Below are 21,090 nucleotides of genomic sequence, written 5' to 3' on the forward strand. Positions count from 1 at the left end.
ATTCGTGATCGAATGTGTGTTTCATTGAGTGTGTGAAATTGGCTGAGTGGGCGCGGATACTGGGGGTGCATCCGCAAACTGCGTATCGGTGGTTCCGGGAGGACCGGATGCCGGTGCCTGCTCGCCGGCTGGAGTCGGGGACGATCTGGGTCGACGTGGCCGACATGTCGGCTGCCGGCCGCACGGTCGTGTATGCGCGGGTGTCTTCGCACGATCAGCGTGCGGACCTGGAGCGCCAGGTCGCGCGACTGACGCAGTGGGCTACCGCCAGGGGGTATGTGGTGGGCGAGGTGGTGTGCGAGGTCGGGTCCGGGCTGAACGGGAAACGGCCGAAGATCCGGCGGGTGTTGTCCGACCCTTCTGCCAGTGTGGTGATTGTGGAGCACCGTGACCGGTTGGCCCGTTTCGGAGTCGAGCATCTCGAAGCCGCGTTGTCCGCGCAGGGCCGGCGCATCGTGGTGACAGATCAGGGTGAGACCGAAGACGATTTGGTGCGCGACATGATCGAGGTGCTGACCTCGATGTGCGCGCGCCTCTACGGTCGGCGGGGAGCGCGTAATCGGGCGATGCGGGCGGTGACGGCCACCAAGCATGTCGGGGCTGGTGTGGATGGCTAGGTTCGAGGTGCCTGAGGGCTGGGTGGCGCAGGCGTACCGGTTCGGCCTGGATCCCACGCCAATTCAGTTGCGGGTGTTGGCGTCTCATGCTGGTGCGGCACGGTTCGCGCATAATCACATGCTCGCGTTGGTGAAAGCGGTAAACGATCAGCGGGCCGCCGAACGGTCCTACGGCATCGCCGAGGATCAGTTGACCCCGGTGTTGGGGTGGTCGTTGCCGGCGTTGCGCAAGATCTGGAATCAGCGCAAAGCCGACTGTGCTCCGTGGTGGGGCGAGAATTCGAAGGAGGCCTACAACACCGGGCTGGATGGGTTGGCACGCGGGCTGGACGCGTGGTCGAAGTCCCGCAAGGGCCAGCGCGCTGGCCGCGCGGTGGGCTTCCCGCGGTTCAAGTCGGCCCGTGCTCGGCGCTCGGTGCGGTTCACCACCGGGGTGATTCGCATCGAGGCTGACCGCCGGCATGTCAGCCTGCCGCGGCTGGGTGCGGTGCGCACCCATGAATCGACCCGCAAGCTGGCCCGCCGCATCGAGGCCGGCACGGCGCGGATCTTGTCGGCCACCGTGGGTCAAGACAGTGCCGGGCGTTGGCATTGCGCGCTACAGACCATCGTCGCCGCCAAGACCCGACCCGCGCACGCTCTGCGGTCGGTGCATCCCGTCGTCGGGGTTGATGTTGGGGTGAAAGCGGACAGTCTGCTGGTCGTGGCGACACCGGACGGTGTCGAGGTCGATCGGATCCCGGCGCCGAAGTCCCTGAGCGCGGCGCAATCCCGGTTGCGGGCGTTGCAGCGCCGAGCCGCCCGCCAACACGGCCCCTATGACCCGGCCGCCAGGACCAGGCGGGCTCCGTCGATGCGGTGGCGGCGCACTCAGGCCCGGATCGGGCGCACCCATGCGCACGCCGCGGCGGTGCGCCGCGACGTACTGCACAAGGCCACCACCGTGCTGGCCCAGCAGCACCAGGTCGTGGTGGTCGAAACTCTGAACGCCGCGGGCATGCGCTCCAAAGGCGGCGCTTACAAGCGCGGTCTCAACCGCGCCCTCGCCGATGCTGCGCTGGCCCAGATCCGGGGCATGCTGGGCTACAAGACACAGTGGTACGGCTGCCATTTGGTGGAGGCCAACCGATATTTTCCGTCTTCGAAGTTGTGCACGGCGTGTGGGAGGCGAAAGCCAAACCTCACCCTCGCCGATCGAGTCTTCGCCTGTGACGAATGCGGTACGCGGGTCGATCGTGATCTGGGTGCTGCGATCAACCTCGCCCGACTCGGCGTACCCACACCCGTGGGTGAACGGAGTCCCGCCGGGAGTGGCCCGGTGGCAGGACGTGGAGCCACGCGTGAGACCGAACCCGCGCCAGCGGGCGACGCCGCCGGTGATGAAACGTCAACCCCGCACCACCACCCGGTGGATCAGACGGGGACCGCCTCACCGCAAGGCGAGGCTGCCTGATGAACGAATGCACTCACATTCGCTCACCAAAAGGCAACGGCTTAACGGCCCAGCCGCCTTTCCATCGCCCAGATCAACACCTCCGACGGCGCGACCGCAGCCAGGCGTTGACCACCGCCGCCGGTGAAGCGGACCGCGTCGCCGGCATCCAAGGCGCCGGCTCCCTCCAACTCGACACCGCCGAGGGCGACGAACAGGTGCACGTACGGGGCATCGGGCACCTCGACGCTGTCGCCGGACTGCAGCCGAGCGGCGTAGAGGGTCGCGTCGGCATTGCCCACAGTGATCGCGGCGTCCTGGTCGCGGCCTGAGGCGACGGTGACCAGCCGGCCGCCCGCCAACGCGTCACCGATCTCCTGCTGCTGATAGCCCGGTGGACGCCCCGGTGAGTCCGGCATGACCCACATCTGCACGAAATGCACCGGTTCGGAAGAAGATTCGTTCTGCTCCGAATGGAGAATGCCGGTGCCCGCCGACATCCGTTGCGCCAGACCGGGATGGATGACGCCTGCGTTGCCGATCGAATCGCGATGGCTCAACGCGCCGGACAGCACCCAGGTGACGATCTCGGCGTCGCGGTGGGGGTGGGTGTCAAAGCCGGCACCCGGTTCCACGACATCATCGTTGTTGACCAGCAGCAGCCCGTGATGGGTGTTGTCCGGGTCGTAGTAATCGTTGAACGAGAACGAATGCCGCGAGTTGAGCCACGGCGCCCGAGTGGCCGCACGGTCGTCAGCCCGTCGCACCTCGAGCAGGCCGGTCATGACTTCCAAGGTTAGCGTGCCAATGCGGCTGGTTCCGCTGGTCGCAACCGGTTAGCCTCGGTCGGGTGAGCCGCCCCAGCCTGCAGCACCTCCAGGTGGACGGCCTCATCGCGGCGGCCGGCGGCGACCCGTGGGCGATCGACGACAGTCTGCAGGCCGGCAGCCCCACCCAGATCAACTTCCTGGCCCAGGCGTTCCACTCCGCCGCAGGCTCGGCCACCTCGGCCGAGGAAACCTTTGTCACCGCCCAGCAGCACTTCGAGCAGTACAACCGGGAGAACGGCGAGCAACCGATCAACAACAGCGCCGAGGTGCAGCGGGTCAAGGACGGCCTGCACGCCACCAACCAACAGCTCGGCCAGATCGCGGCCGACCTGGAGACCATCGCCGCCGCCTTGGCCCAAGCCCGCACCGCCTCGCTGGCCAACATCACCGCGCTCAACGCCAACCTGATCGTCCTCGACGCCCGCATCGGCGTGTACCTGGAGCAGGAGAGCCAGGGCCACGACCACGACGCGGACATCGCCCAGTGCCGCCAGTTGGCCGAGGACGACACCGAGACCGCGCTGCACAACGCCACGGTCATCCGCAACGGCTACTCCAAGACCTTGCAACAGGCCTTGACGAACCTGCGGGTGCGGGACGGCTACGACCCCGACATCGCGGTGCGCAAATTCGACGCGGACGCGCCGACACCGCCACCGGGACCGGTGCCCGACGACCCGAAACAGTTCAACGACTACTGGAACAGCCTGACTCCTGGACAGAAGGACTGGCTGTATAACTCCGACCACAACATCGGCAACCATCCGGGCATGCCCTGTGATCCGCCGGATCATCTGGGCTACGACCACTACAACAAGCTGCACCTGGCCGACGAACTCAGCCGGGCACAGGGCGCCGCCGCGCAGGCCGACGCGTTGAAGAACCAGCACCCGGACTGGGCTGCCGGCAACAACATCCCGCGACCCAACGAGCCGGGAGCGATCTTCGCCGACCGCGTCGCCTACGAGAATTGGCAACGTCAGTACGACGCGGCAAGGGACGGCGCGAAGTACCTGGACGACCTCAAGGCCGTCGATTCCGCCGTCAGTGGCAGTCCAGACCGCAAGTTGATGCTGCTGGACACCCACAGCGGCACCCAGGCCCGCGCGGCCATTGCCGTCGGTGATCCGGACAAGGCGACCCATGTCTCGGTCACCACGCCCGGGCTGAACACCACGGTGCACGGAGGCATCGGGAATATGACCGAAGAAGCAACCAACGTCAGACGGGAAGCATTGCGGCAATTACGGTTCGAGCCGGGACGCGAGAGCGATACCGTCTCGACGATCGCCTGGATCGGGTACGACCCGCCGCAGGTTCCCGGCTTCGACGACAAGACCGCATCGCTGGCCGGACTCTGGGGCGTCACCCACGACGACCTCGCCAGAGCCGGCGCCCACGATCTGGCTCGCTTCTACGACGGCATCCAGGCCTCGCACCTGGGCGGCCCCGCCGACCTGACCGCGATCGGGCATTCTTACGGGTCGCTGACCACCGGACTGGCCCTGCAGGAGCCCGGCGATCACGGGGTGTCGCGGGCGCTGTTCTACGGGTCTCCCGGCATCGAGGCGTCCACACCGGGGGACCTGCACCTGCAGCCTGGTCAGGTGTTCGCCATGGAAGCCCCCGACGACAAGATCCAATGGGTCTACGACGCCAGAGCTGTCGGCCAGGGCATTCCGATCATCGGCACCTACCTCAACAACGAGCTCGGCGACTTCGGGCCCAACCCGGCCACCAACCCCGAATTCACCCGCTTGGCCACCGGACCCTCCACAGTGACCGACGGCCACGGTGGCACCATCACCCTGCAAGAGGCTCACGGGCACAGTGACTACCCCCGCTTCCCCGACGGCGGAGGCCTTCGGACGACCAACTACAACATCGCCGCGGTCCTCGCCGGCCTGGGCGACAAGGCGGTTCAAGGAAATTGATGTTTCACCAAGTGTCCCCACCCCAGCCGCGACGATGCCTGTTCGCTGTCTTGGCCATCGTCGCACTAACCGCAGGATGTCACGTGTCCCAACCATATGAACCCACTCCGCCCAGCGTCGCCGCCGAGGCCTTGGCCGTTCTCAAGTCGTTGCCGTCGTTTGAGGACACTCAAACTCAGGTAGCCGCCACGATGAATGAAATAACCGCCGCCGCAAAACAACTCATCCCGTCCATCGTCTGGGAGACCCTGGACGAGGGAGATGGCGGAAATTGCGAGCGGCCATATGAGCAAACCGACGGTAAGCGTTACTTCCTGCCGGACGCGGTTGCCCGGGATGTCACGGTGTCAGAGCAGGCCTGGGCCAAGCTCGAAGAGGCCGCCAAGGCGGCGGCCGCCAAGCTGGACGCCACCGAGATTCAGGTCATGCAAGATCAGCCGGGCAATCACGACGTCGGGTTCTATGGCCCCACCGGTCTTTTCATCAAAGTCGGCTATCGGGGAAACCTCGTGGTTTCCGGCTACACCGGCTGCCGGCTGCCGCAGGACAAGAAGTAACCGCCTACCAGTCCGATTCGTCGAACGTGATCACGCCGCGGATGTTCTTGCCGTCGACCATGTCGGCGTAGCCGGAGTTGATGTCCTCCAGCTTGTAAGTCGTGGTGATCATCTCGTCGATCTTGAGCAGCCCGGACTTGTACAGGCCCACCAGCTTAGGCGTCTCGATGTGCGAGCTACCGCCGCCGAAGATGTTGCCCTTCAACGTCTTCTGCAACATGGTGAACAAGAACAGGTTCAACTTGACGTCGGCGTCGACCATCGAGCCCATGCCGGTGACCACGCAGGTGCCGGTCTTGGCGGTCAGGGTCAGCGCCTCTTCGATGTACTCGCCCTTCATGTCGCCCACCGCGATGATCACCTTGTCGGCCATCAGGCCCCAGGTCTCCTCCATCACCGGCATGATCGCCTCGGCCATGGACGGGTAGACGTGCGTGGCGCCGAACTTGACGGCCTGATCACGCTTGAACGCCACCGGGTCGATCGCGATGACGCGCCGCGCGCCGGACAGCACCGCGCCCTGCAGGGCGCTCATACCGATGCCGCCGACGCCGACGATGATCACGGTCTCGCCGGGCTTGACCTCGGCGACGTTGGTGGCCGAGCCGAAGCCGGTGGGCACAGCGCAACCCATGATCGCCGCGGTCTCGAACGGCACGTCCTTGTCGATCTTGACCACCGAGTCCTGATGCACGGTCATGTAGGGCGCGAACGTGCCGAGCAGGTTCATCGGGGAAACTTCATGCGAACCGGCGTGGATCCGGTTGGTGCCGTCGGCGATGGCCTTTCCGCCCAGCAACACCGCGCCCCGATCGCACAGCGAACGGAAGCCCTTCATGCACGGCGGGCAGTTGCCGCAGGCTGGGATGAAGGCCATCACCACGTGGTCGCCCTCTTCCAGGCCCGTCACGCCCTTGCCGACCTTGGTGATGACCCCGGCACCCTCGTGGCCGCCGAGTGCCGGCAGGCCGATCGGGGTGGCCCCGGTGGTCAGGTGATAGTCGGAGTGGCACATGCCCGCGGCGTGCATCCGGACCTGGACTTCGCCTTCAACCGGGTCGCCCAGCTCGATCTCGTCGACCCGCCACGGCGAGTTCAGCTCCCACAACAATGCGCCCTTGGTCTTCATGACCGGCCATCATAGAACACGTTTCAGAAGCGGCCCTGACGGGTGCTCTTAGCTGGGAGAATGCTGTCCTAGCTGGTCTTGTGTGGAATGCCCACCGACAGGCCTCCGTCGATCACCAGGTCGGCCCCGGTCATGTAGGAGGACTCGTCGGAAGCCAGGAAGACCACCGCGGTGGACACCTCCGCCGACTTGGCGCCCCGGCCCAGCGGAATCTGCAGCGAGTCATCGGGGATCGCGATGGTCATCCGGGTGCGGATCAGCCCGGGCAGCACACTGTTGATCCGGATGTTGTGCGGCGCCAGTTCGACAGCGGCGGCCTTGGCCAGCCCGCGCACTCCCCACTTCGAAGCGACGTAGCCGTACAGGCCGGCGGTGCCGCGCATCCCTTCTACCGACGAGATGTTGATGATGGAGCCGCTGCCGGCTGCCTTCATCGGAGCGACGGCGGCGTGCATGCCCAGCATGGTCCCGGTCAGGTTGACGTCGAGAACCTGCTGCCAGGCGGCCAGGTCGAAGTTTTCGAGGGCGTTGTATTTGGCGATCCCGGCGTTGTTCACCAAGACGTCGAGGCTGCCGAAGGCATCGACCGCGGCCTGGGCGGCGGCTTGCCACTGCTCGGGCTGGGTGACGTCGAGACGGACGAAGCGGGCGGTGTCGGCCCCCAGCTCGTCGGCGAGTTTGCTGCCCTCATCCTCCAGAACGTCACCGATCACGACCTTGGCGCCCTCGGCGGCCAGCGCCCGGGTGTGTGCAGCGCCCATGCCCCGCGCGCCGCCGCTGATCAGCGCAACTTTGCCTTCGACTCGTCCCATGGCTGGCGAGGTTACCTGGGCGGACACTTTGCCCGTTACGCTGCCCTGATGGCATCCCCCGGCTCTGGGACCCGCACCGAGCGAACCTTCGAAGGCGTGCGGGGGGTTCCGATCGTCTACGACACCTGGACGCCGGACACTCCGCCGCGCGCCGTGGTGGTGCTCTCCCACGGTTTCGGCGAGCATGCCCGTCGCTATGACCACGTCGCGGAACGGTTCGCTGCGGCGGGGCTGGTGACCTACGCGCTGGACCACCGCGGACACGGGCGCTCGGGCGGCAAGCGCGTGCTGTGCCGCAGCATCGCCGAATACACCGATGACTTCCACACCTGCGCGGGTATCGCCGCCCGCGAGCACCCCGGACTGCCGCGGGTGGTGCTCGGGCACAGCATGGGCGGGGCGATCGTGTTCAGCTACGGCGTCGACCGCCCCGACGACTACCAGTTGATGGTGTTGTCCGGGCCCGCGGTGGCTATGACCGACACGGTGTCGCCGGGGTTGGCCTTCGTCGCCAAAGCGGTCGGGGCTATTGCGCCGAGCCTGCCGGTGGAGAAACTCGACAGCGCTCTGGTCTCGCGCGACCCGGCGGTGGTGGCCGCTTACAACGAGGATCCGCTGGTGTACCACGGCCGGGTACCGGCCGGGGTGGCGCGGGCGCTGATCAAGGTCGGCGAGACCATGCCGACGCGGGCGCAGGCGCTCACGGCGCCGCTGCTGGTGGTACATGGCGCCGACGACGGCCTGGTCCCCGCCGACGGCAGCGAGCGGCTGGTGGAGTGCGTCGGTTCGGACGACGTGCGGTTGATCGTGTACCCGGGGCTCTACCACGAGGTATTCAACGAACCAGAGCGTGCACAGGTGCTCGACGACGTGGTGGGCTGGATCGACGCGCATCTGTGAGTTGCTGTCGGCGCGGTGTCGCCGATGTCGGTTAGCGTGGCGGCCATGAGCACCGACGACAAGATGTTGGCGCGGATCGCCGCCCTGTTGCGCCAGGCCGAAGGCACCGACAACGCCCACGAGGCCGAAGCGTTCATGGCGGCGGCGCAGCGGCTGGCCACCGCGACCTCGATCGACCTGGCGGTGGCTCGCGCGCACTCCGCCACCCGGACAGCGGCCACCGCGCCGGTGCAGCGCACCATCACCATCGGATCGCCCGGCGCCCGGGGGTTGCGCACCTATGTGCAGCTGTTCGTGGGGATCGCCGCGGCCAACGACGTGCGCTGTGACGTGGCAACCAATTCGACCTATGTCTACGCCTACGGCTTCGCCGAGGACATCGACGCCACCCACGCCCTCTACGCCAGCCTGGTCGTTCAGATGGTCCGGGCCTCCGACGCCTACATCGCCACCGGTGAGCACCGCCCCACCCCCACCATCACCGCTCGGCTGAACTTCCACTTGGCGTTCGGCGCCCGGGTCGGCCAGCGGCTGGCCGAGGCCCGCGACGAGACCCGACGCGATGCCGAGAAGGATCGGAGCAGGCCGCCGGGTACCGCGATTGCGTTGCGCAACAAGGAGCTCGAGCTGCGCGACTTCTACCGCGGCACCTCGAAGGCCCGCGGCACCTGGCGGGCCACCCGGGCGTCGGCGGGATATTCGTCTGCGGCGCGCCGGGCCGGGGATCGGGCCGGCCGCAAAGCCCGGCTGGGGGACAGTGCCGAGCTGTCGGTGGCGCGGTCCGCGCTGGAGCGGTGAGCGGCAACGCTTCGGGGCGCGACGCTCAGCGCGCCAAGGTCTACGCCGCGGAGGTCTTCGTCCGCACCTTGTTCGACCGCGCAGCTGAGACCGGTAGGCGCAGTGTGGAGTTCTTCGGCACCGAGCTGACGTTGCCGCCCGAGGCCCGGTTCGGTTCGGTGGCTGCCGTTCAGCGCTACGTCGATGACGTCATGGCGCTGTCGACGGTGCGCGGTCGGTGGCCGGATGCTTCTGGGTTGGCCGTGCGTGCACGCCGCGGGACTACGGCCGCGCACTACGAAAAGCTTGGTGCGGCAGGAATTATCGCCGTACCGGAACGCGGTGTGGACTGGGCGCTGCGGGAACTGGTGGTACTGCACGAGATTGCGCACCATCTGTGTGACACTCGGCCGCCGCACGGCCCGGACTTCGTTGCGACGTTCTGTGAGTTGGCCGAACTGGTGATGGGCCCGGAGCTGGGATATGTGCTGCGGGTGGTGTTCGCCAAGGAAGGTGTGCGGTGACGTGCGCTCCGGTGCGGTGTCGGTCATCATCTGACGATGGCGAGTAGCACGGGTGCGCCGTGAGCAGACCGAGCCTGCACTACCTGCGGGCCGGCTACCTGGTCGCCGCCGCGGGTGGTGATCCGTGGGCCGTTGATGACAGCGTGCAGGCCGGAAGCCCAACCCAGATCAACTTCCTGGCGCAGGCGTTTCACTCGGCGGCCGGCTCGTCCACCGCGGCCGAGGAGAGTTTCCGCATCGCTCGACAGCACTTCGAGCAGTACAACCGCGAGAACGGTGAGCAGCCGATCAACAACGGCGCCGAAGTGCAACGGGTCAAAGAGGGCCTGCATGCCACCAACCAACAACTCGGCCAGATCGCGGCCGACTTGGAGACCATCGCCGCCGCCTTAGCCCAGGCCCGGCAGCGTTGCGGTGAGCAGATCGAGGCGCTCAATGCCAATCTGCGGGGCTACGACGAGTATCTGGCTGATTACAACACCCATTACCTGGGATACCAACTACACGGTGACGATGTCGACACCCTGATCGAAAAGTGTTGGGACGGTGCGATAGCCGATACCCGGACGGTGCTGGCCAACGTCATGCTGCTGCGTGACGGCTATTCCGAGACGTTGCAGGCGGCGCTGACTAAGCTGCGGGTCAAAGACGGCTATGACCCCGAGGCCGTGGTGCGCAGTTTCGAGGCCGGCGCCACGCCAAAGCCGTTGAACCCCGCGGATGTGGAGAGTTTCAAGGTGTTGGCCCGGCAGGTCATGGCCAATGATGGTGTGCCGCCAGATCAGAGCGAAGCGCGGATCGATGCGGCGGTGCTGCAGGCCCAGCAGCCGCTACCGCGCTACGTTGCTCCCGAGTCGCAGCGGCGGGCGCCGTTGGGGTTCGGCGATGCGTTCGGAGACCGGTGGCGAGCCACCGAAGGGGCCGTCAAGAACCTGCTCGGACAAGGTGAACCGGGCGGCCCCGGTGTCCTGGAATCTTGGGGTGGCCTGGCCAAGGGGCTTGGTGACACCTTCCTCAACCCGGTCGGCGCGGGTGTCGCCCAAGTCAAGGACGCCCTGAACGCACCTAGCCCTGCATACTTTCTCGGCGAGAAAGCGTTCGACATCAGCGCCGCCGCCGTCACCCTTCCCTTCGGCGCGGAGGGGGCGTCGATTCGGGCAGGGCTCGGTGAGATCGGCCGCGGCGTACTCGACACAGGCCCGGTGGTTTCGTCATACGCAGATGTCGGATTCGACGTTCCCGCCACCTACCATCCGTGGGCGGAATACTCGGCCATGGATCTCAACTACGCGAGTAGGCACGGAGGGCCGACAGCCGGATTCAGTGAGGAAGTCGCTGACATGTCCACCCACTATGTGGGCGACAACCCAGACCGCGTCGTCCTGGGTAAGTTCGACGGCCAGGAGGGTGGCTACATCGGCGAAGCCCGGGGTCACGGCGGCATCTACTTCGATACCGGTGACCGAACCTGGCACGCACTGACCAACGGATTTGGCGATACGCAGCAGCGAGGCGTGGCGTGGCAAGTAAACAAACAGTTTCTCCGCGCTCAGATGGAAGAGGGTGTGCCGCGGATTGAATACGTAATTCCTGAGGGTTATACAAGCGTTGAGCAACTGGCAGTGGAGGACAGGTTGTCGTACTCCGCTGCTGAGATAAATTTTCTGAAAGAATACGCTGCTCAATATGGCTATCAACAATACGGAAATGTGTGGCTGTACGGAGGAGGCGGCTGACCATGAAGCCAATGGATCTGGACCAATTCCTCGGCCGCACGCTTTCCGGCGCCGGTTTAGAGATCGATGAAGTGCTGGACGACCTCATATATGCTGATCGCGGGGCATGGGCAATTTTCTACCGAGGGCCTGATTGCAAATTGCAGCTCTATTGGTCTGCGCGAAATGGTGGCTTGAACTTCATGCTAGCGCCGCTCGACGCACCGAATGAGTTCGGTTTATCAAATCAATCGAGGACGTGGCAATCCATACTTCGTCTCAGCGATGCGCACGATCAATTAAAGACCCCCGGAATGAGTGCTGACGATAACGAGATTATGGCGTGGTTGAAGGATATTTTTGAAATACACTTTGGGCCGGCGCGTGCAGCCTTATTGGCCGAGGAGCGTCCTCGCTAGCCTCTGCGCGGCCCCTCGCAAGGCCGCCTGGCTGTTGGTATGTCGGGCAACGCGCCGTCGACGGTTTCTGTCGAGAAGACGCGCGTCCCGGCGACTAGTTAGGTATTCGGTCTTTCACTGGGCGCACCAAGGGTGTCAGGGCATAGTTTCTCCTGTGCCGCCCGAGCAATCTCCCAATAAAAATGCGGAAAAGCGTTGAGGATCGGGCTAAGAGACGGCCTCGGTTCCATCTGCTCAAGGGTCATGCCCTCTCTGAGGCCACGACAAGTCCCCAATCCTCCAGCAAGAGTGCTGTTGTCATCCGCACGCCCAAGGAAGCCGTACTGACTTGGCACGCCAAGCTCGTGAGCCCGGTCGAGGAATGATTGGTTACGGTCGAGGAGTGATTGGTCATCAGCACTGGCAATCGGTGCCGCTGCGATGCTTGCCGCGAGAGCGGCGATGAGTAGTTTCATCCCGACCTCTCCTTTTCTTGTAGTCGTGGTTTGAGGATGTGACGCGTTGGCGGTTCGCCCATGGGTTTCGCTCATGATAGCGTCCCGTGGAGTGGCGGACTTCGGATCTAGCTAGGGTCAGTGAGTGACGAATTCCTTCCTGGTTCTTGAAGCCACAGGACCAGAGGCGTATCTGGGAGAAGACGAATTCGTCCAGTGCAAAGGGCCGTCTGTCCGGAACCTTGCTCGGGAATTACGGCGGCCTGCGGTCGATGATGTGTCGTTCGCCCAGGCCGCGTTCGAGTGGGTGCGAGACGAGGTCGCTCACTCCTACGACGTTGCAGACCCCCGGGTGACGCTGACCGCCAGTGAGGTTCTCGAGCATCGCGTGGGACTCTGCTACGCCAAATCACACTTGCTGGCGGCACTGCTTCGAGCAGAAGGCATCCCCGCCGGTCTCTGCTATCAGCGTCTGGTGCACGGCGACGGCCACGTTCTCCACGGACTTGTCGCGGTCTATCTCGACGGAGCCTGGCATCGCCAGGACGCGCGCGGCAACAAGGACGGTGTTGACGCACAGTTCTCCCTCGACTCGGAACGACTCGCGTGGCCCGTTGACATGTCCCTCGGTGAGATCGACTATCCGCAGGTCTTTGCCTCCCCCGCGCGGTGTGTCATTGACGCATTGCGTGACGCGACCGACGTCCTTGCGCTGTGCGATGCGGGCCTGCCGACTGCACTTGGTGCCGAAGCCTGCTAAACAGCCCCGGGTGGTGTAGACCAAGAACAGGCGTCCGGTGACGCACAACAGTCGAGGTTGTGCGTCACCGGCGCCGTCTGTCCTCAGCTGTTGACGGCTACCAGTTCGTCGCCGCAGGTGCAGCGGTAGCTCGCGCCCGCGCCGGGGCAGTGGCACGCCGTCTCGACCCGGACGCGGCATCCGCAGCCGTCGTGGCCGCACGTCAGCAAGGTTCCGTCCTCGTAGTTCGCCATCTGTCACACCTTCCTCTGTGATCCCCGGCGGGCCGCCGGGTTCCCCGACTATATACCCCATAGGGGTATGGGGTAAAGAAAAATCTGGAGCCAGAACCGCGGTCGGCGGCTAGCCTGGGCGAAGTGACTGAAAACTCCACACCCCGCGATGTCGACGCCCTGCTGGACAATCTGTTGGCCGGAGAAGACCCGGCTCTGACGGCGGCGCTGGCAGCCAGCGACGCGGCCGGACTGCCGCCGATCGCGGTCTCGGCGCAACAGGGCAAGTTCCTGAATCTGCTGGCCACCGCAGTCCGTGCCACCCGCATCCTGGAGATCGGGACGCTGGGCGGCTACAGCACCATCTGGCTGGCGCGCGCCGTCGGGCCGGCGGGCTCGGTGGTGACGCTGGAGTACGAGCCCAAGCACGCGGAGGTCGCGCGAGGCAATCTGGACCACGCCGGCGTCGGTGACCGGGTGCAGATCCTGGTGGGGGCAGCGCTGGAGACCTTGCCGACGCTGACCGGCGAGCCTTTCGACCTGGTGTTCATCGACGCCGACAAGGAGAACAACGTCGGCTACCTGAATTGGGCCGTGCAGCTATGCCACCCCGGCTCGGTGATCGTGGTGGACAACGTCATCCGTGAAGGCACGATCCTGGAACCACGCTCCGAGGACGCAACGGCACGCGGCAGCCGCGACGTGTTGGAGCTGATGGGCAAACACTCGCGGTTGCGGGCCGCGGCCTTGCAGACGGTGGGGTCCAAGGGCTGGGACGGCTTCGCCTTCGCGATCGTCGACTAGCAGGGGCCGATCGCCGTTTGGTGACGAATTTTTCGTTGCTGGCGAACAGTGGCCGGGCGTAATCTTTCATCAGATGGATGGGTGCAGCTGGCGCCAAACCGCCTGTTGCATAACAGAAAGGTTACGAAATGAGTACAGTCCATTCATCAATCGATCACCACCCTGATCTGTTAGCTCTACGTGCACGGTACGAGCGCGCCGCAGAGTCGATGACTGCCCAGGGAACCTTCGGATTGACGCTGCTGGCGGCCGTCTACGGGGCCGTATCCCCGTGGATTGTCGGATTCGAGGCGAGCACCAGGTTGGCCGTCAACGACCTTGTCGTGGGCCTCTGCGTCGCATTCCTGGCGTGCGGGATGGCGGCGGCCCTGGACCGCATGCACGGGCTCGCGTGGACCCTGCCAGTGTTCGGGGTGTGGTTCATGGCGTCGCCCTGGATCCTGCTGCACGGATCGCCGAGCACCGAGATGATCTGGTCCAACGTGATCGCAGGTGCGGTGATGACCATCCTCGGACTCAATGCCGCGTACTTCGGTATGCGGGCGCGGGGTGAGGCGGCCCGACACGCCTGACGACCCCACCGCGAGTAGTCCTCCGCAAGCGGGTGGGCTCGCTCGGCGCTGAAGGCTAGCCGCAGACGGCGCCGATGGCAGCCGAGCCCACCAGCTTGCGGTACTTGGCCAACACACCGGTGGTGTAGCGCGGCGGCGGCGGGGCGAAACCCTGCGCGCGAGCAGCGAATTCATCCGGGTCCGCCACCACGTCCAGGGTCGCGTTGGCCACGTCGAGGCGGATTTTGTCGCCGTCGCGCAAGAACGCGATCGGTCCGCCGTCCACCGCTTCGGGGGCGATGTGGCCGACGCACAGGCCGGTGGTGCCGCCGGAGAATCGACCGTCGGTCAGCAGCAGGACGTTCTTGCCGAGACCGGCGCCCTTGATGGCGCCGGTGATCGCCAGCATCTCGCGCATCCCGGGTCCGCCCTTGGGGCCCTCGTAGCGGATCACCACGGCGTCGCCGGCGCTGATCGTGCCGTCTTCCAGCGCGTCCAGGGCTGCTCGTTCGCCGTCGAAAACCCTTGCGGTGCCTTCGAACACGTCAGTGTCGAAGCCCGCGGACTTGACCACCGCGCCCTCCGGCGCCAGCGAGCCGCGCAGAATGGTGATGCCGCCGGTCGGGTGGATCGGGTTGGTCAGCGCGTGCAACACCTTGCCGTCGACAACCGGGGGGTTGAGCTCTGCGATGTTCTCCGCCATCGTCTTTCCGGTGACGGTCAGGCAGTCGCCGTGCAGCAGACCGGCTTCCAGCAACGTCTTCAACATCACCGGCACTCCGCCGATCTGGTCGATGTCGTACATGACGTGCGCCCCGAACGGCTTGACGTCCGCCAGGTGCGGCACCTTCGCGCCCACCCGAGAGAAGTCGGCCAGGGTCAGATCCACCTCGGCCTCGCGAGCGATCGCCAACAGGTGCAGCACCGCGTTGGTGGACCCGCCGAACGCCATCACCACCGCGATCGCGTTCTCGAACGCCTCCTTGGTCAAGATGTCGCGCGCGGTGATGCCGCGGCGCAGCAACTCCACCACGGCCTGGCCGCTGGCGCGCGCATACCCGTCACGGCGCCGGTCGATCGCCGGCGGGGAGGCGCTGCCCGGCAGCGACATGCCCAGTGCCTCAGCCGCACTGGCCATGGTGTTGGCGGTGTACATGCCGCCGCAGGCGCCCTCGCCGGGACAGATCGACCGCTCGATGATGTCGACGTCCTCTTGAGACATCAGCCCGCGCGAACAGGCGCCGACCGCCTCGAACGCGTCGATGATCGTCACCTCGCGCTCGGTGCCGTCGGACAGTTGGGCATAGCCCGGCATGGTGGAGCCCGCGTAGAGGAAGACCGAGGCCAGGTCGAGGCGTGCCGCCGCCATCAGCATCCCGGGCAGCGACTTGTCGCAGCCGGCCAGCAGCACCGAGCCGTCCAACCGCTCGGCGCACATCACGGTCTCGACGCTGTCGGCGATGACCTCGCGGGAAACCAGGGAGAAGTGCATACCCTCATGGCCCATCGAGATGCCGTCGGAGACCGAGATGGTGCCGAATTCCAATGGGTAACCACTGGCCTCCAGGACACCCTCTTTGGCGGCCTTGGCCAACCGGTCCAGCGACAGGTTGCAGGGCGTGATCTCGTTCCACGACGAGGCCACACCGATCTGGGGCTTGGCGAAGTCCTCGTCGCCCATGCCGACCGCGCGCAGCATGCCGCGCGCGGCGGTCTTCTCCAGGCCGTCGGTGACGTCACGACTGCGCGGTTTGATGTCGACGGACGCCCCGGCGGCGTTGGTGCTCCCAGAATTCACCAGCTCAGTATGCCGGTAGGGCCGTACCGGGCAAAACGAATAAATACCCCGCGGGGGTATGCGCTAAAGTGGGCCCATGAGATCCGTCCTGACCGCCGTCATCGCGGCCATTGTCAGCATGGCCGCCGGCGGGTGCCACCACGCACCGACACCCGCGCCCGAGGCGTCGACCAGTGCGGCAGGAATGGCCGTCGGCAGCCCGGCCGACGTGAGGTTTCTGGAGGACATGGTGATCCACCACCAGCAGTCCTTGGAGCTGGCGGCCATGGTGTACGGCCAGAGCACCGATCCGGCGCTACGGGCGTTCGCCGATCAAAGTGCAGCCCAGCAACGCACCGAACTGCAGGGTTGCCAGGCGCAGCTGTTGCAATGGGAGGTCCCCGGTGAGCGTTCGGCCCAGGACGAGGCCGCTGACATTCCCGGCATGCTGGACAAGGCCACCGTGGACAAGCTGCGCGGCCTGCGCGGACCGGCATTCGACACCCTATGGCTGCAGTCGATGATCGCCCATCACCGTGGCGCGATCGCGATGGCACAGAACGAAATCGAACACGGAGAGAGTCCCGAGGCGATCAGCATCGCGCAGTCTCTCCTGCCGTTTCAGCAAGCCGAGATCAATCAGATGAACCGACTGTTGGGGGCACCATGACCACCGAAGCTCCGGGGTACTCCCCGCGCAAGGACAACTACGCCAAACGGCTGCGCCGCATCGAGGGCCAGGTGCGTGGCATCGCCAAGATGATCGACGAAGACAAGTACTGCATCGACGTCCTCACCCAGATCAGCGCCGTCAACAGTGCGCTGCGGTCAGTGGCGCTGAATCTGCTCGACGAGCATCTCGTGCACTGCGTCAGCGGGGCCGTCGCCGCCGGCGGCGCGGAGGCCGACGCGAAACTCACCGAAGCCTCGGCCGCTATCGCGCGGTTAGTTCGCTCCTGACCCGCGCGCCGTTACCATGTGATCCAGCAGTTACCGGGAGCGCCATGCGCCACACACCACTCGACGCTGCCCCCCACCACATGACTGTTGAAACCGGAAATGCCCGATTGAGGCCGTGGACGCCGCAGACCACGGCGCGGTTGGCGATCCTGTCCGCCGCCGCTTTCATCTACGCCACCGCCGAGATCCTGCCGGTCGGCGCGCTGCCCGCGATCTCGGTCGGCCTGAACGTGAGCGAAGCGCTGGTCGGGACCCTGCTGGCCTGGTACGCCGTGGTGGCGGCGGCGACGACGCTTCCGCTGGTGCGCTGGACCGCGTTCTGGCCGCGCCGCCGAGTATTGCTGCTCACCCTGGTCTGCCTGACCACCTCGCAGGTGATTTCGGCGATGGCGCCGAACTTCGCCGTGCTGGCGGCCGGCCGGGCGTTGTGTGCCGTCACGCACGGCCTGATGTGGTCGGTGCTGGCGCCCATCGCCACCCGGCTGGTGCCACCCAGTCACTCGGGCCGCGCGACGACGGCGATCTATGTCGGCACCAGCCTGGCGCTGGTGGTCGGCATCCCGCTGACCTCGGCGATGAGTCTGCTGTGGGGGTGGCGGCTGGCCGTAGTGGTGATCACGGTGGCGGCGGCGGCCATCACCCTGGCAGCCCGACTCGCGCTGCCGGCCCTGGTGCTCAGCACGGACCAACTGGCCCTGGTCGGGAACCATCACCACCGCAACGGGCGACTGGTCGCGGTGAGCACGCTGATGCTGATCGCGGTCGTCGGGCACTTCATCTCCTACACCTTCATCGTGGTGATCATCGGTGACGTGGTCGGCGTGCCGGGGGCCCGCCTGGCCTGGTTGCTGGCCGCGTTCGGCGCTGCCGGGTTGATCGCGATGCCGCTGTTGGCGCGGCCGGTGGACCACCGGCCCAAATTGGTCACCGGTGGCTGCATGGCCGCGATGTCAGCGGCGTTCGCCGTCCTGGCGGCGCTGTCTATCGGCGGGCATCACACCACCGGTACGACGGTGGCGGGGGCGGCCGCGATCGTGCTGTGGGGGGCGATGGCGATGGCGGTGTCGCCGATGTTGCAGTCGGCGGCGATGCGCACCGCGCCCGACGATCCCGACGGCGCGTCGGGGCTGTACGTGACGGCGTTTCAGGTCGGCATCACCGGGGGTTCGCTGGCCGGCGGGCTGCTGTTCGAGCGGGCGGGGACCTCGGCCATGTTGGCGGCGTCGGCAACGCTGGTCGGTATCGCCGCAGTCGGCATCGTGGCCAGCCGACGCCTATTCGTCGTTCCCTGACGTTCCCGGCGCGGTAACGTTCGCCACTTCGCCGGCGGTAAAAACCGCTGTTCAAGGGGGTTCCCTGCCGTGCGTCACGCCACTTTTCGTCCGCAGCCGGAGTTAGCTGGCAGCCATCCTGTGAGACACTGGGACCAAGATCGTGACCGGAGGTAGGTAGATGTCGGGATGGAAGCGCGCGCGAGTTGGCGCGTGGCTCAGCACCGCTGGATTGGCCGCGAGTCTCACGCTCGGTTGCGGAGCAGCACTGGCTGACCCGCCACAGCAGCCCGGCGACCCAGCCGCGGCGGACGCCGGGCCGGTCGACCCGGCCGCGCCGCCGCCCCCGCCGGAGTTGCCGCCGCCCCCGCCGGAGCTGCCACCGCCGCCGCCGCCGGGCGACCCGCTGGCGTTCCCGCCACCGCCCGAGCTTGCGCCCGGATTACCCGCCGCGCCCGAGGGCGTCCCCCCTGGTCCGGACCCGCAGGCAGTTCCGGCCGGTTCGGCGGACCCAGCAGCCCCGGCGCAGCCCGGTGCGGTGCCGGCGGTTGCTTCCGGACCGGTCGTCGGGCAGAACCCGGAGCCGTTCACCGGCACGTCGCCGTTCTCCCCGCCGACCTTCAACCCGGTCAACGGGTCGATGGTGGGTGTGGCCAAGCCCATCATCATCGACTTCCAGCGGCCGATCGCCGACAAGGCGATGGCCGAGCAGGCCATCCACATCTCGTCGAACCCGCCGGTGTCCGGCAAGTTCTACTGGATGACCCCCAGCCAGGTGCGGTGGCGTCCGCTGAACTTCTGGCCCGCCCACACCGTCGTCAACATCGACGCGGGCGGCACCAAGTCGAGCTTCCGCACCGGCGACTCCCTGGTGGCCACCGCCGACGACAAGACGCACCAGATGACGATCACCCGAGACGGCAAGGTGGAGAAGACCTTCCCGATGTCGATGGGGATGAGCGCGGGTGGACACGAGACCCCCAACGGCACCTACTACGTGCTGGAGAAGTTCCCCACCGTGGTGATGGACTCCTCCACCTACGGGGTTCCGGTGAACTCCAGTTGGGGATACAAGCTCACCGTGCAGGATGCGGTCCGGATCGACAACAGCGGCGGCTTCGTGCACAGCGCGCCGTGGTCAGTGGCCGACCAGGGCAAGCGCAACGTCAGCCACGGCTGCATCAACCTCAGCCCGGCCAACGCCAAGTGGTTCTACGACAACTTCGGCAGCGGCGATCCGGTCGTGGTGAAGAACTCCGTGGGTAGCTACACCAAGAACGACGGTTCTCAAGACTGGCAGATGTAGGGCGCACCCTCGACCGCGAGCAGTCGCGAAAGCCCCCATTTCAGCTTGAAAATGGGGGCTTTCGCTGGGGGCACCTCCCGCTTGCGGGGGACTTCTCGCGCCGCCAAAAGGCGACCGTCAGTTCCAGATGCGAACCCGCGACGAGGGCTCCAGGTAGAGCGCGTCGTCTGGTGTGACGCCGAAGGCGTCGTAGTAGGCGTCCATGTTGCGGATCACCCCGTTGCAGCGGAACTCCGGCGGCGAGTGCGGATCCACCGCCAGGCGCCGCACCGCCTCGGCAACACGGGATTTGGTGCGCCACACCTGCGCCCAGCCGAAGAAAACCCGCTGGGTACCGGTCAGGCCGTCGATCACCGGAGCCTCGGCGCCGGCCAGTGACAACTGGTAGGCGAGCAGTGCTATCGAGAGCCCGCCGAGATCGCCGATGTTCTCCCCGACGGTGAACGCGCCGTTCACGTGGCGGTCGCCATCCAAGTCGCGCGGCACGTAGGTCTCATACTGCGCAATCAATGCCTTAGTGCGGGAACCGAATTCGGCACGGTCGGCGTCGGTCCACCAGTCGATCAGGTTGCCGTCGCCGTCGTACTTGGCGCCCTGGTCATCGAAGCCGTGTCCGATCTCGTGGCCGATCACCGCACCGATACCGCCGTAGTTGGCCGCGTCGTCGGCTTGCGCGTCGAAGAACGGCGGTTGCAGGATCGCAGCGGGGAAGACGATCTCGTTCATCCCCGGGTTGTAGTAGGCGTTGACGGTCTGCGGTGTCATGAACCATTCGTCGCGGTCCACCGGCTGGCCCAGCTTGGCCAGTTCACGGTCGTAGTTGACCGCGTAGCCGCGCAGGTAGTTGCCGTAGAGGTCGGCTCGATCGGTGACCAGTGCGGAGTAGTCCCGCCACGTTGCGGGATAGCCGACCTTGGCGGTGAACTTGTCCAGCTTGGCCAACGCCCGCTCCCGCGTTTCCGGGGTCATCCAGTCCAGATTGGTGATGCTCACCCGGTAGGCCTCACGCAGGTTGCCGACCAGCTCGTCGATGCGCGCCTTGGCGTCCGGCGGGAAATGCTTTGCCACGTAAAGCTTTCCGACGGCATCACCCATCAGCGACTCGACCACGGACACGCCGCGCTTCCAGCGGTCGCGGATCTGTTCGGTGCCCGACAGCCGGCGTCCGTAGAACTCGAAGTCCTCGGCGATCAACTCCTCGGTCAGGAGTCCGGCGCGAGCATGAATGACCCGCCACCGTGCCCAGTCCTGCCAGTCCGCGAAATCCGCACTGTCCCACAGTGCGGCGAACGCCGTCAGGAAGTCCGGTTGCCGCACCACCAGTTCGTCGGCGGTGTCGGGGTGCAGACCGAGGGCGCCCACCCAGCCC

The 21,090-nt window shown here is 66.2% G+C and carries 23 protein-coding genes; 16 read left to right on the forward strand and 7 right to left on the reverse strand.

Going from position 1 to position 21,090, the window contains the following annotated elements:
• Positions 1 to 32 precede the first annotated feature (32 nt).
• The gene (locus tag ABW16_RS17110; RefSeq protein WP_047320378.1) at positions 33 to 617 is read left to right on the forward strand and encodes an IS607 family transposase; all 585 of its coding nucleotides are present in this window, start codon (positions 33 to 35) and stop codon (positions 615 to 617) included.
• A complete protein-coding gene (gene tnpB, locus ABW16_RS17115) occupies positions 610 to 2,070 on the forward strand; it encodes an IS607 family element RNA-guided endonuclease TnpB (RefSeq protein WP_047320412.1) in 1,461 nt (486 codons plus the stop codon). The genes ABW16_RS17110 and tnpB overlap by 8 nt, the downstream gene beginning before the upstream one ends.
• A gap of 41 nt (positions 2,071 to 2,111) precedes the next feature.
• Here the strand turns inward: tnpB and ABW16_RS17120 are convergent, their stop codons facing one another.
• On the reverse strand, positions 2,112 to 2,834 hold the full coding sequence (locus tag ABW16_RS17120; RefSeq protein WP_047320379.1) for a pirin family protein: 723 nt from the start codon (positions 2,832 to 2,834) through the stop codon (positions 2,112 to 2,114).
• A 65-nt stretch (positions 2,835 to 2,899) separates the two neighbouring features.
• Between ABW16_RS17120 and ABW16_RS17125 the strand changes: the two genes are divergently transcribed.
• Positions 2,900 to 4,813, forward strand: a complete 1,914-nt coding sequence (locus ABW16_RS17125) for a putative alpha/beta hydrolase (protein WP_047320380.1) — start codon at positions 2,900 to 2,902, stop codon at positions 4,811 to 4,813.
• A 50-nt stretch (positions 4,814 to 4,863) separates the two neighbouring features.
• Positions 4,864 to 5,370 carry an LppA family lipoprotein gene (locus tag ABW16_RS17130; RefSeq protein ID WP_233424803.1) on the forward strand — a complete coding sequence of 169 codons (507 nt, stop codon included), beginning with the start codon at positions 4,864 to 4,866 and terminating at the stop codon, positions 5,368 to 5,370.
• 4 nt (positions 5,371 to 5,374) lie between these two features.
• Here the strand turns inward: ABW16_RS17130 and ABW16_RS17135 are convergent, their stop codons facing one another.
• Both ABW16_RS17135 and ABW16_RS17140 read right to left on the reverse strand, forming a co-directional pair.
• Positions 5,375 to 6,499 (reverse strand): NDMA-dependent alcohol dehydrogenase, encoded by a 1,125-nt coding sequence (locus tag ABW16_RS17135; protein WP_046283287.1) that lies wholly within the window; start codon positions 6,497 to 6,499, stop codon positions 5,375 to 5,377.
• Between the two features lie 68 nt (positions 6,500 to 6,567).
• Positions 6,568 to 7,311: a glucose 1-dehydrogenase gene (locus tag ABW16_RS17140; RefSeq protein ID WP_047320381.1), complete on the reverse strand. Its 744-nt coding sequence runs from the start codon at positions 7,309 to 7,311 to the stop codon at positions 6,568 to 6,570.
• A gap of 48 nt (positions 7,312 to 7,359) precedes the next feature.
• Here ABW16_RS17140 and ABW16_RS17145 point away from each other — a divergent pair, with 48 nt between their 5' ends.
• From ABW16_RS17145 to ABW16_RS24595, 5 genes are read left to right on the forward strand one after another with little or no spacing between them, the layout of a single operon-like run.
• Positions 7,360 to 8,211 (forward strand): alpha/beta hydrolase, encoded by an 852-nt coding sequence (locus ABW16_RS17145; protein WP_046283285.1) that lies wholly within the window; start codon positions 7,360 to 7,362, stop codon positions 8,209 to 8,211.
• A gap of 45 nt (positions 8,212 to 8,256) precedes the next feature.
• Positions 8,257 to 9,009, forward strand: a complete 753-nt coding sequence (locus ABW16_RS17150) for a DUF2786 domain-containing protein (RefSeq protein ID WP_046283330.1) — start codon at positions 8,257 to 8,259, stop codon at positions 9,007 to 9,009.
• On the forward strand, positions 9,006 to 9,512 hold the full coding sequence (locus ABW16_RS17155) for a TIGR04338 family metallohydrolase (protein WP_046283284.1): 507 nt from the start codon (positions 9,006 to 9,008) through the stop codon (positions 9,510 to 9,512). The genes ABW16_RS17150 and ABW16_RS17155 overlap by 4 nt, the downstream gene beginning before the upstream one ends.
• 59 nt (positions 9,513 to 9,571) lie before the next feature.
• Positions 9,572 to 11,248, forward strand: coding sequence for a putative alpha/beta hydrolase (locus tag ABW16_RS17160; RefSeq protein WP_052956959.1), 1,677 nt, complete (start codon positions 9,572 to 9,574; stop codon positions 11,246 to 11,248).
• Positions 11,249 to 11,250: 2 nt separating this feature from the next.
• A complete protein-coding gene (locus tag ABW16_RS24595; RefSeq protein ID WP_082134170.1) occupies positions 11,251 to 11,646 on the forward strand; it encodes a hypothetical protein in 396 nt (131 codons plus the stop codon).
• 98 nt (positions 11,647 to 11,744) lie between these two features.
• On the opposite strand, the gene ABW16_RS25470 is transcribed toward ABW16_RS24595, so the two are convergent.
• A complete protein-coding gene (locus tag ABW16_RS25470) occupies positions 11,745 to 12,101 on the reverse strand; it encodes a DUF732 domain-containing protein (RefSeq protein WP_157864252.1) in 357 nt (118 codons plus the stop codon).
• A 124-nt stretch (positions 12,102 to 12,225) separates the two neighbouring features.
• On the opposite strand from ABW16_RS25470, the gene ABW16_RS17165 reads away from it, so the two are divergent.
• Positions 12,226 to 12,840: a transglutaminase-like domain-containing protein gene (locus ABW16_RS17165; RefSeq protein ID WP_082134171.1), complete on the forward strand. Its 615-nt coding sequence runs from the start codon at positions 12,226 to 12,228 to the stop codon at positions 12,838 to 12,840.
• 83 nt (positions 12,841 to 12,923) lie between these two features.
• Here ABW16_RS17165 and mymT read toward each other — a convergent pair whose 3' ends face one another.
• Complete coding sequence (gene mymT, locus ABW16_RS17170; protein WP_046283283.1) at positions 12,924 to 13,073, reverse strand: copper-binding metallothionein MymT; 150 nt, start codon at positions 13,071 to 13,073, stop codon at positions 12,924 to 12,926.
• Positions 13,074 to 13,196: 123 nt separating this feature from the next.
• On the opposite strand from mymT, the gene ABW16_RS17175 reads away from it, so the two are divergent.
• Together ABW16_RS17175 and ABW16_RS17180 are read left to right on the forward strand one after the other, a co-directional pair.
• A complete protein-coding gene (locus tag ABW16_RS17175; protein ID WP_046283282.1) occupies positions 13,197 to 13,856 on the forward strand; it encodes an O-methyltransferase in 660 nt (219 codons plus the stop codon).
• Between the two features lie 128 nt (positions 13,857 to 13,984).
• On the forward strand, positions 13,985 to 14,428 hold the full coding sequence (locus ABW16_RS17180; protein ID WP_046283281.1) for an SPW repeat protein: 444 nt from the start codon (positions 13,985 to 13,987) through the stop codon (positions 14,426 to 14,428).
• A gap of 55 nt (positions 14,429 to 14,483) precedes the next feature.
• On the opposite strand, the gene ilvD is transcribed toward ABW16_RS17180, so the two are convergent.
• A complete protein-coding gene (gene ilvD / locus ABW16_RS17185; protein ID WP_047320382.1) occupies positions 14,484 to 16,205 on the reverse strand; it encodes a dihydroxy-acid dehydratase in 1,722 nt (573 codons plus the stop codon).
• 76 nt (positions 16,206 to 16,281) lie between these two features.
• On the opposite strand from ilvD, the gene ABW16_RS17190 reads away from it, so the two are divergent.
• The 4 genes from ABW16_RS17190 (at position 16,282) to ABW16_RS17205 (ending at position 19,721) form a co-directional block, all read left to right on the forward strand.
• Positions 16,282 to 16,854: a DUF305 domain-containing protein gene (locus ABW16_RS17190; protein ID WP_047320383.1), complete on the forward strand. Its 573-nt coding sequence runs from the start codon at positions 16,282 to 16,284 to the stop codon at positions 16,852 to 16,854.
• Positions 16,851 to 17,144, forward strand: coding sequence for a copper-sensing transcriptional repressor RicR (gene ricR, locus ABW16_RS17195; protein ID WP_047320384.1), 294 nt, complete (start codon positions 16,851 to 16,853; stop codon positions 17,142 to 17,144). Before ABW16_RS17190 ends, ricR begins: the two co-directional genes overlap by 4 nt.
• Positions 17,145 to 17,224: 80 nt before the next feature.
• Positions 17,225 to 18,436, forward strand: a complete 1,212-nt coding sequence (locus ABW16_RS17200) for an MFS transporter (RefSeq protein WP_047320385.1) — start codon at positions 17,225 to 17,227, stop codon at positions 18,434 to 18,436.
• Between the two features lie 160 nt (positions 18,437 to 18,596).
• Entirely contained in the window at positions 18,597 to 19,721 is a 1,125-nt protein-coding gene (locus ABW16_RS17205; RefSeq protein ID WP_047320386.1) for a L,D-transpeptidase, read from the forward strand.
• A gap of 117 nt (positions 19,722 to 19,838) precedes the next feature.
• Here ABW16_RS17205 and ABW16_RS17210 read toward each other — a convergent pair.
• A partial coding sequence (locus ABW16_RS17210; protein ID WP_047320415.1) for a M13 family metallopeptidase occupies positions 19,839 to 21,090 on the reverse strand: 1,252 nt, incomplete at its 5' end.

Origin of the sequence: Mycolicibacter heraklionensis, from assembly GCF_001021505.1 — a bacterium.
GTDB lineage: Bacteria > Actinomycetota > Actinomycetes > Mycobacteriales > Mycobacteriaceae > Mycobacterium > Mycobacterium heraklionense.

Coding starts and splice junctions, on each gene's coding strand:
- mymT (WP_046283283.1), bottom strand. CDS start 13,073: ATGGCGAACTACGAGGACGGAACCTTGCTGACGTGCGGCCACGACGGC.
- ABW16_RS17135 (WP_046283287.1), bottom strand. CDS start 6,499: ATGAAGACCAAGGGCGCATTGTTGTGGGAGCTGAACTCGCCGTGGCGG.
- ABW16_RS17120 (WP_047320379.1), bottom strand. CDS start 2,834: ATGACCGGCCTGCTCGAGGTGCGACGGGCTGACGACCGTGCGGCCACT.
- ABW16_RS17180 (WP_046283281.1), top strand. CDS start 13,985: ATGAGTACAGTCCATTCATCAATCGATCACCACCCTGATCTGTTAGCT.
- ABW16_RS17200 (WP_047320385.1), top strand. CDS start 17,225: ATGACTGTTGAAACCGGAAATGCCCGATTGAGGCCGTGGACGCCGCAG.
- ABW16_RS17145 (WP_046283285.1), top strand. CDS start 7,360: ATGGCATCCCCCGGCTCTGGGACCCGCACCGAGCGAACCTTCGAAGGC.
- ricR (WP_047320384.1), top strand. CDS start 16,851: ATGACCACCGAAGCTCCGGGGTACTCCCCGCGCAAGGACAACTACGCC.
- tnpB (WP_047320412.1), top strand. CDS start 610: ATGGCTAGGTTCGAGGTGCCTGAGGGCTGGGTGGCGCAGGCGTACCGG.
- ABW16_RS25470 (WP_157864252.1), bottom strand. CDS start 12,101: ATGAAACTACTCATCGCCGCTCTCGCGGCAAGCATCGCAGCGGCACCG.
- ABW16_RS17205 (WP_047320386.1), top strand. CDS start 18,597: ATGTCGGGATGGAAGCGCGCGCGAGTTGGCGCGTGGCTCAGCACCGCT.
- ABW16_RS17140 (WP_047320381.1), bottom strand. CDS start 7,311: ATGGGACGAGTCGAAGGCAAAGTTGCGCTGATCAGCGGCGGCGCGCGG.
- ABW16_RS17150 (WP_046283330.1), top strand. CDS start 8,257: ATGAGCACCGACGACAAGATGTTGGCGCGGATCGCCGCCCTGTTGCGC.
- ABW16_RS17190 (WP_047320383.1), top strand. CDS start 16,282: ATGAGATCCGTCCTGACCGCCGTCATCGCGGCCATTGTCAGCATGGCC.
- ABW16_RS24595 (WP_082134170.1), top strand. CDS start 11,251: ATGAAGCCAATGGATCTGGACCAATTCCTCGGCCGCACGCTTTCCGGC.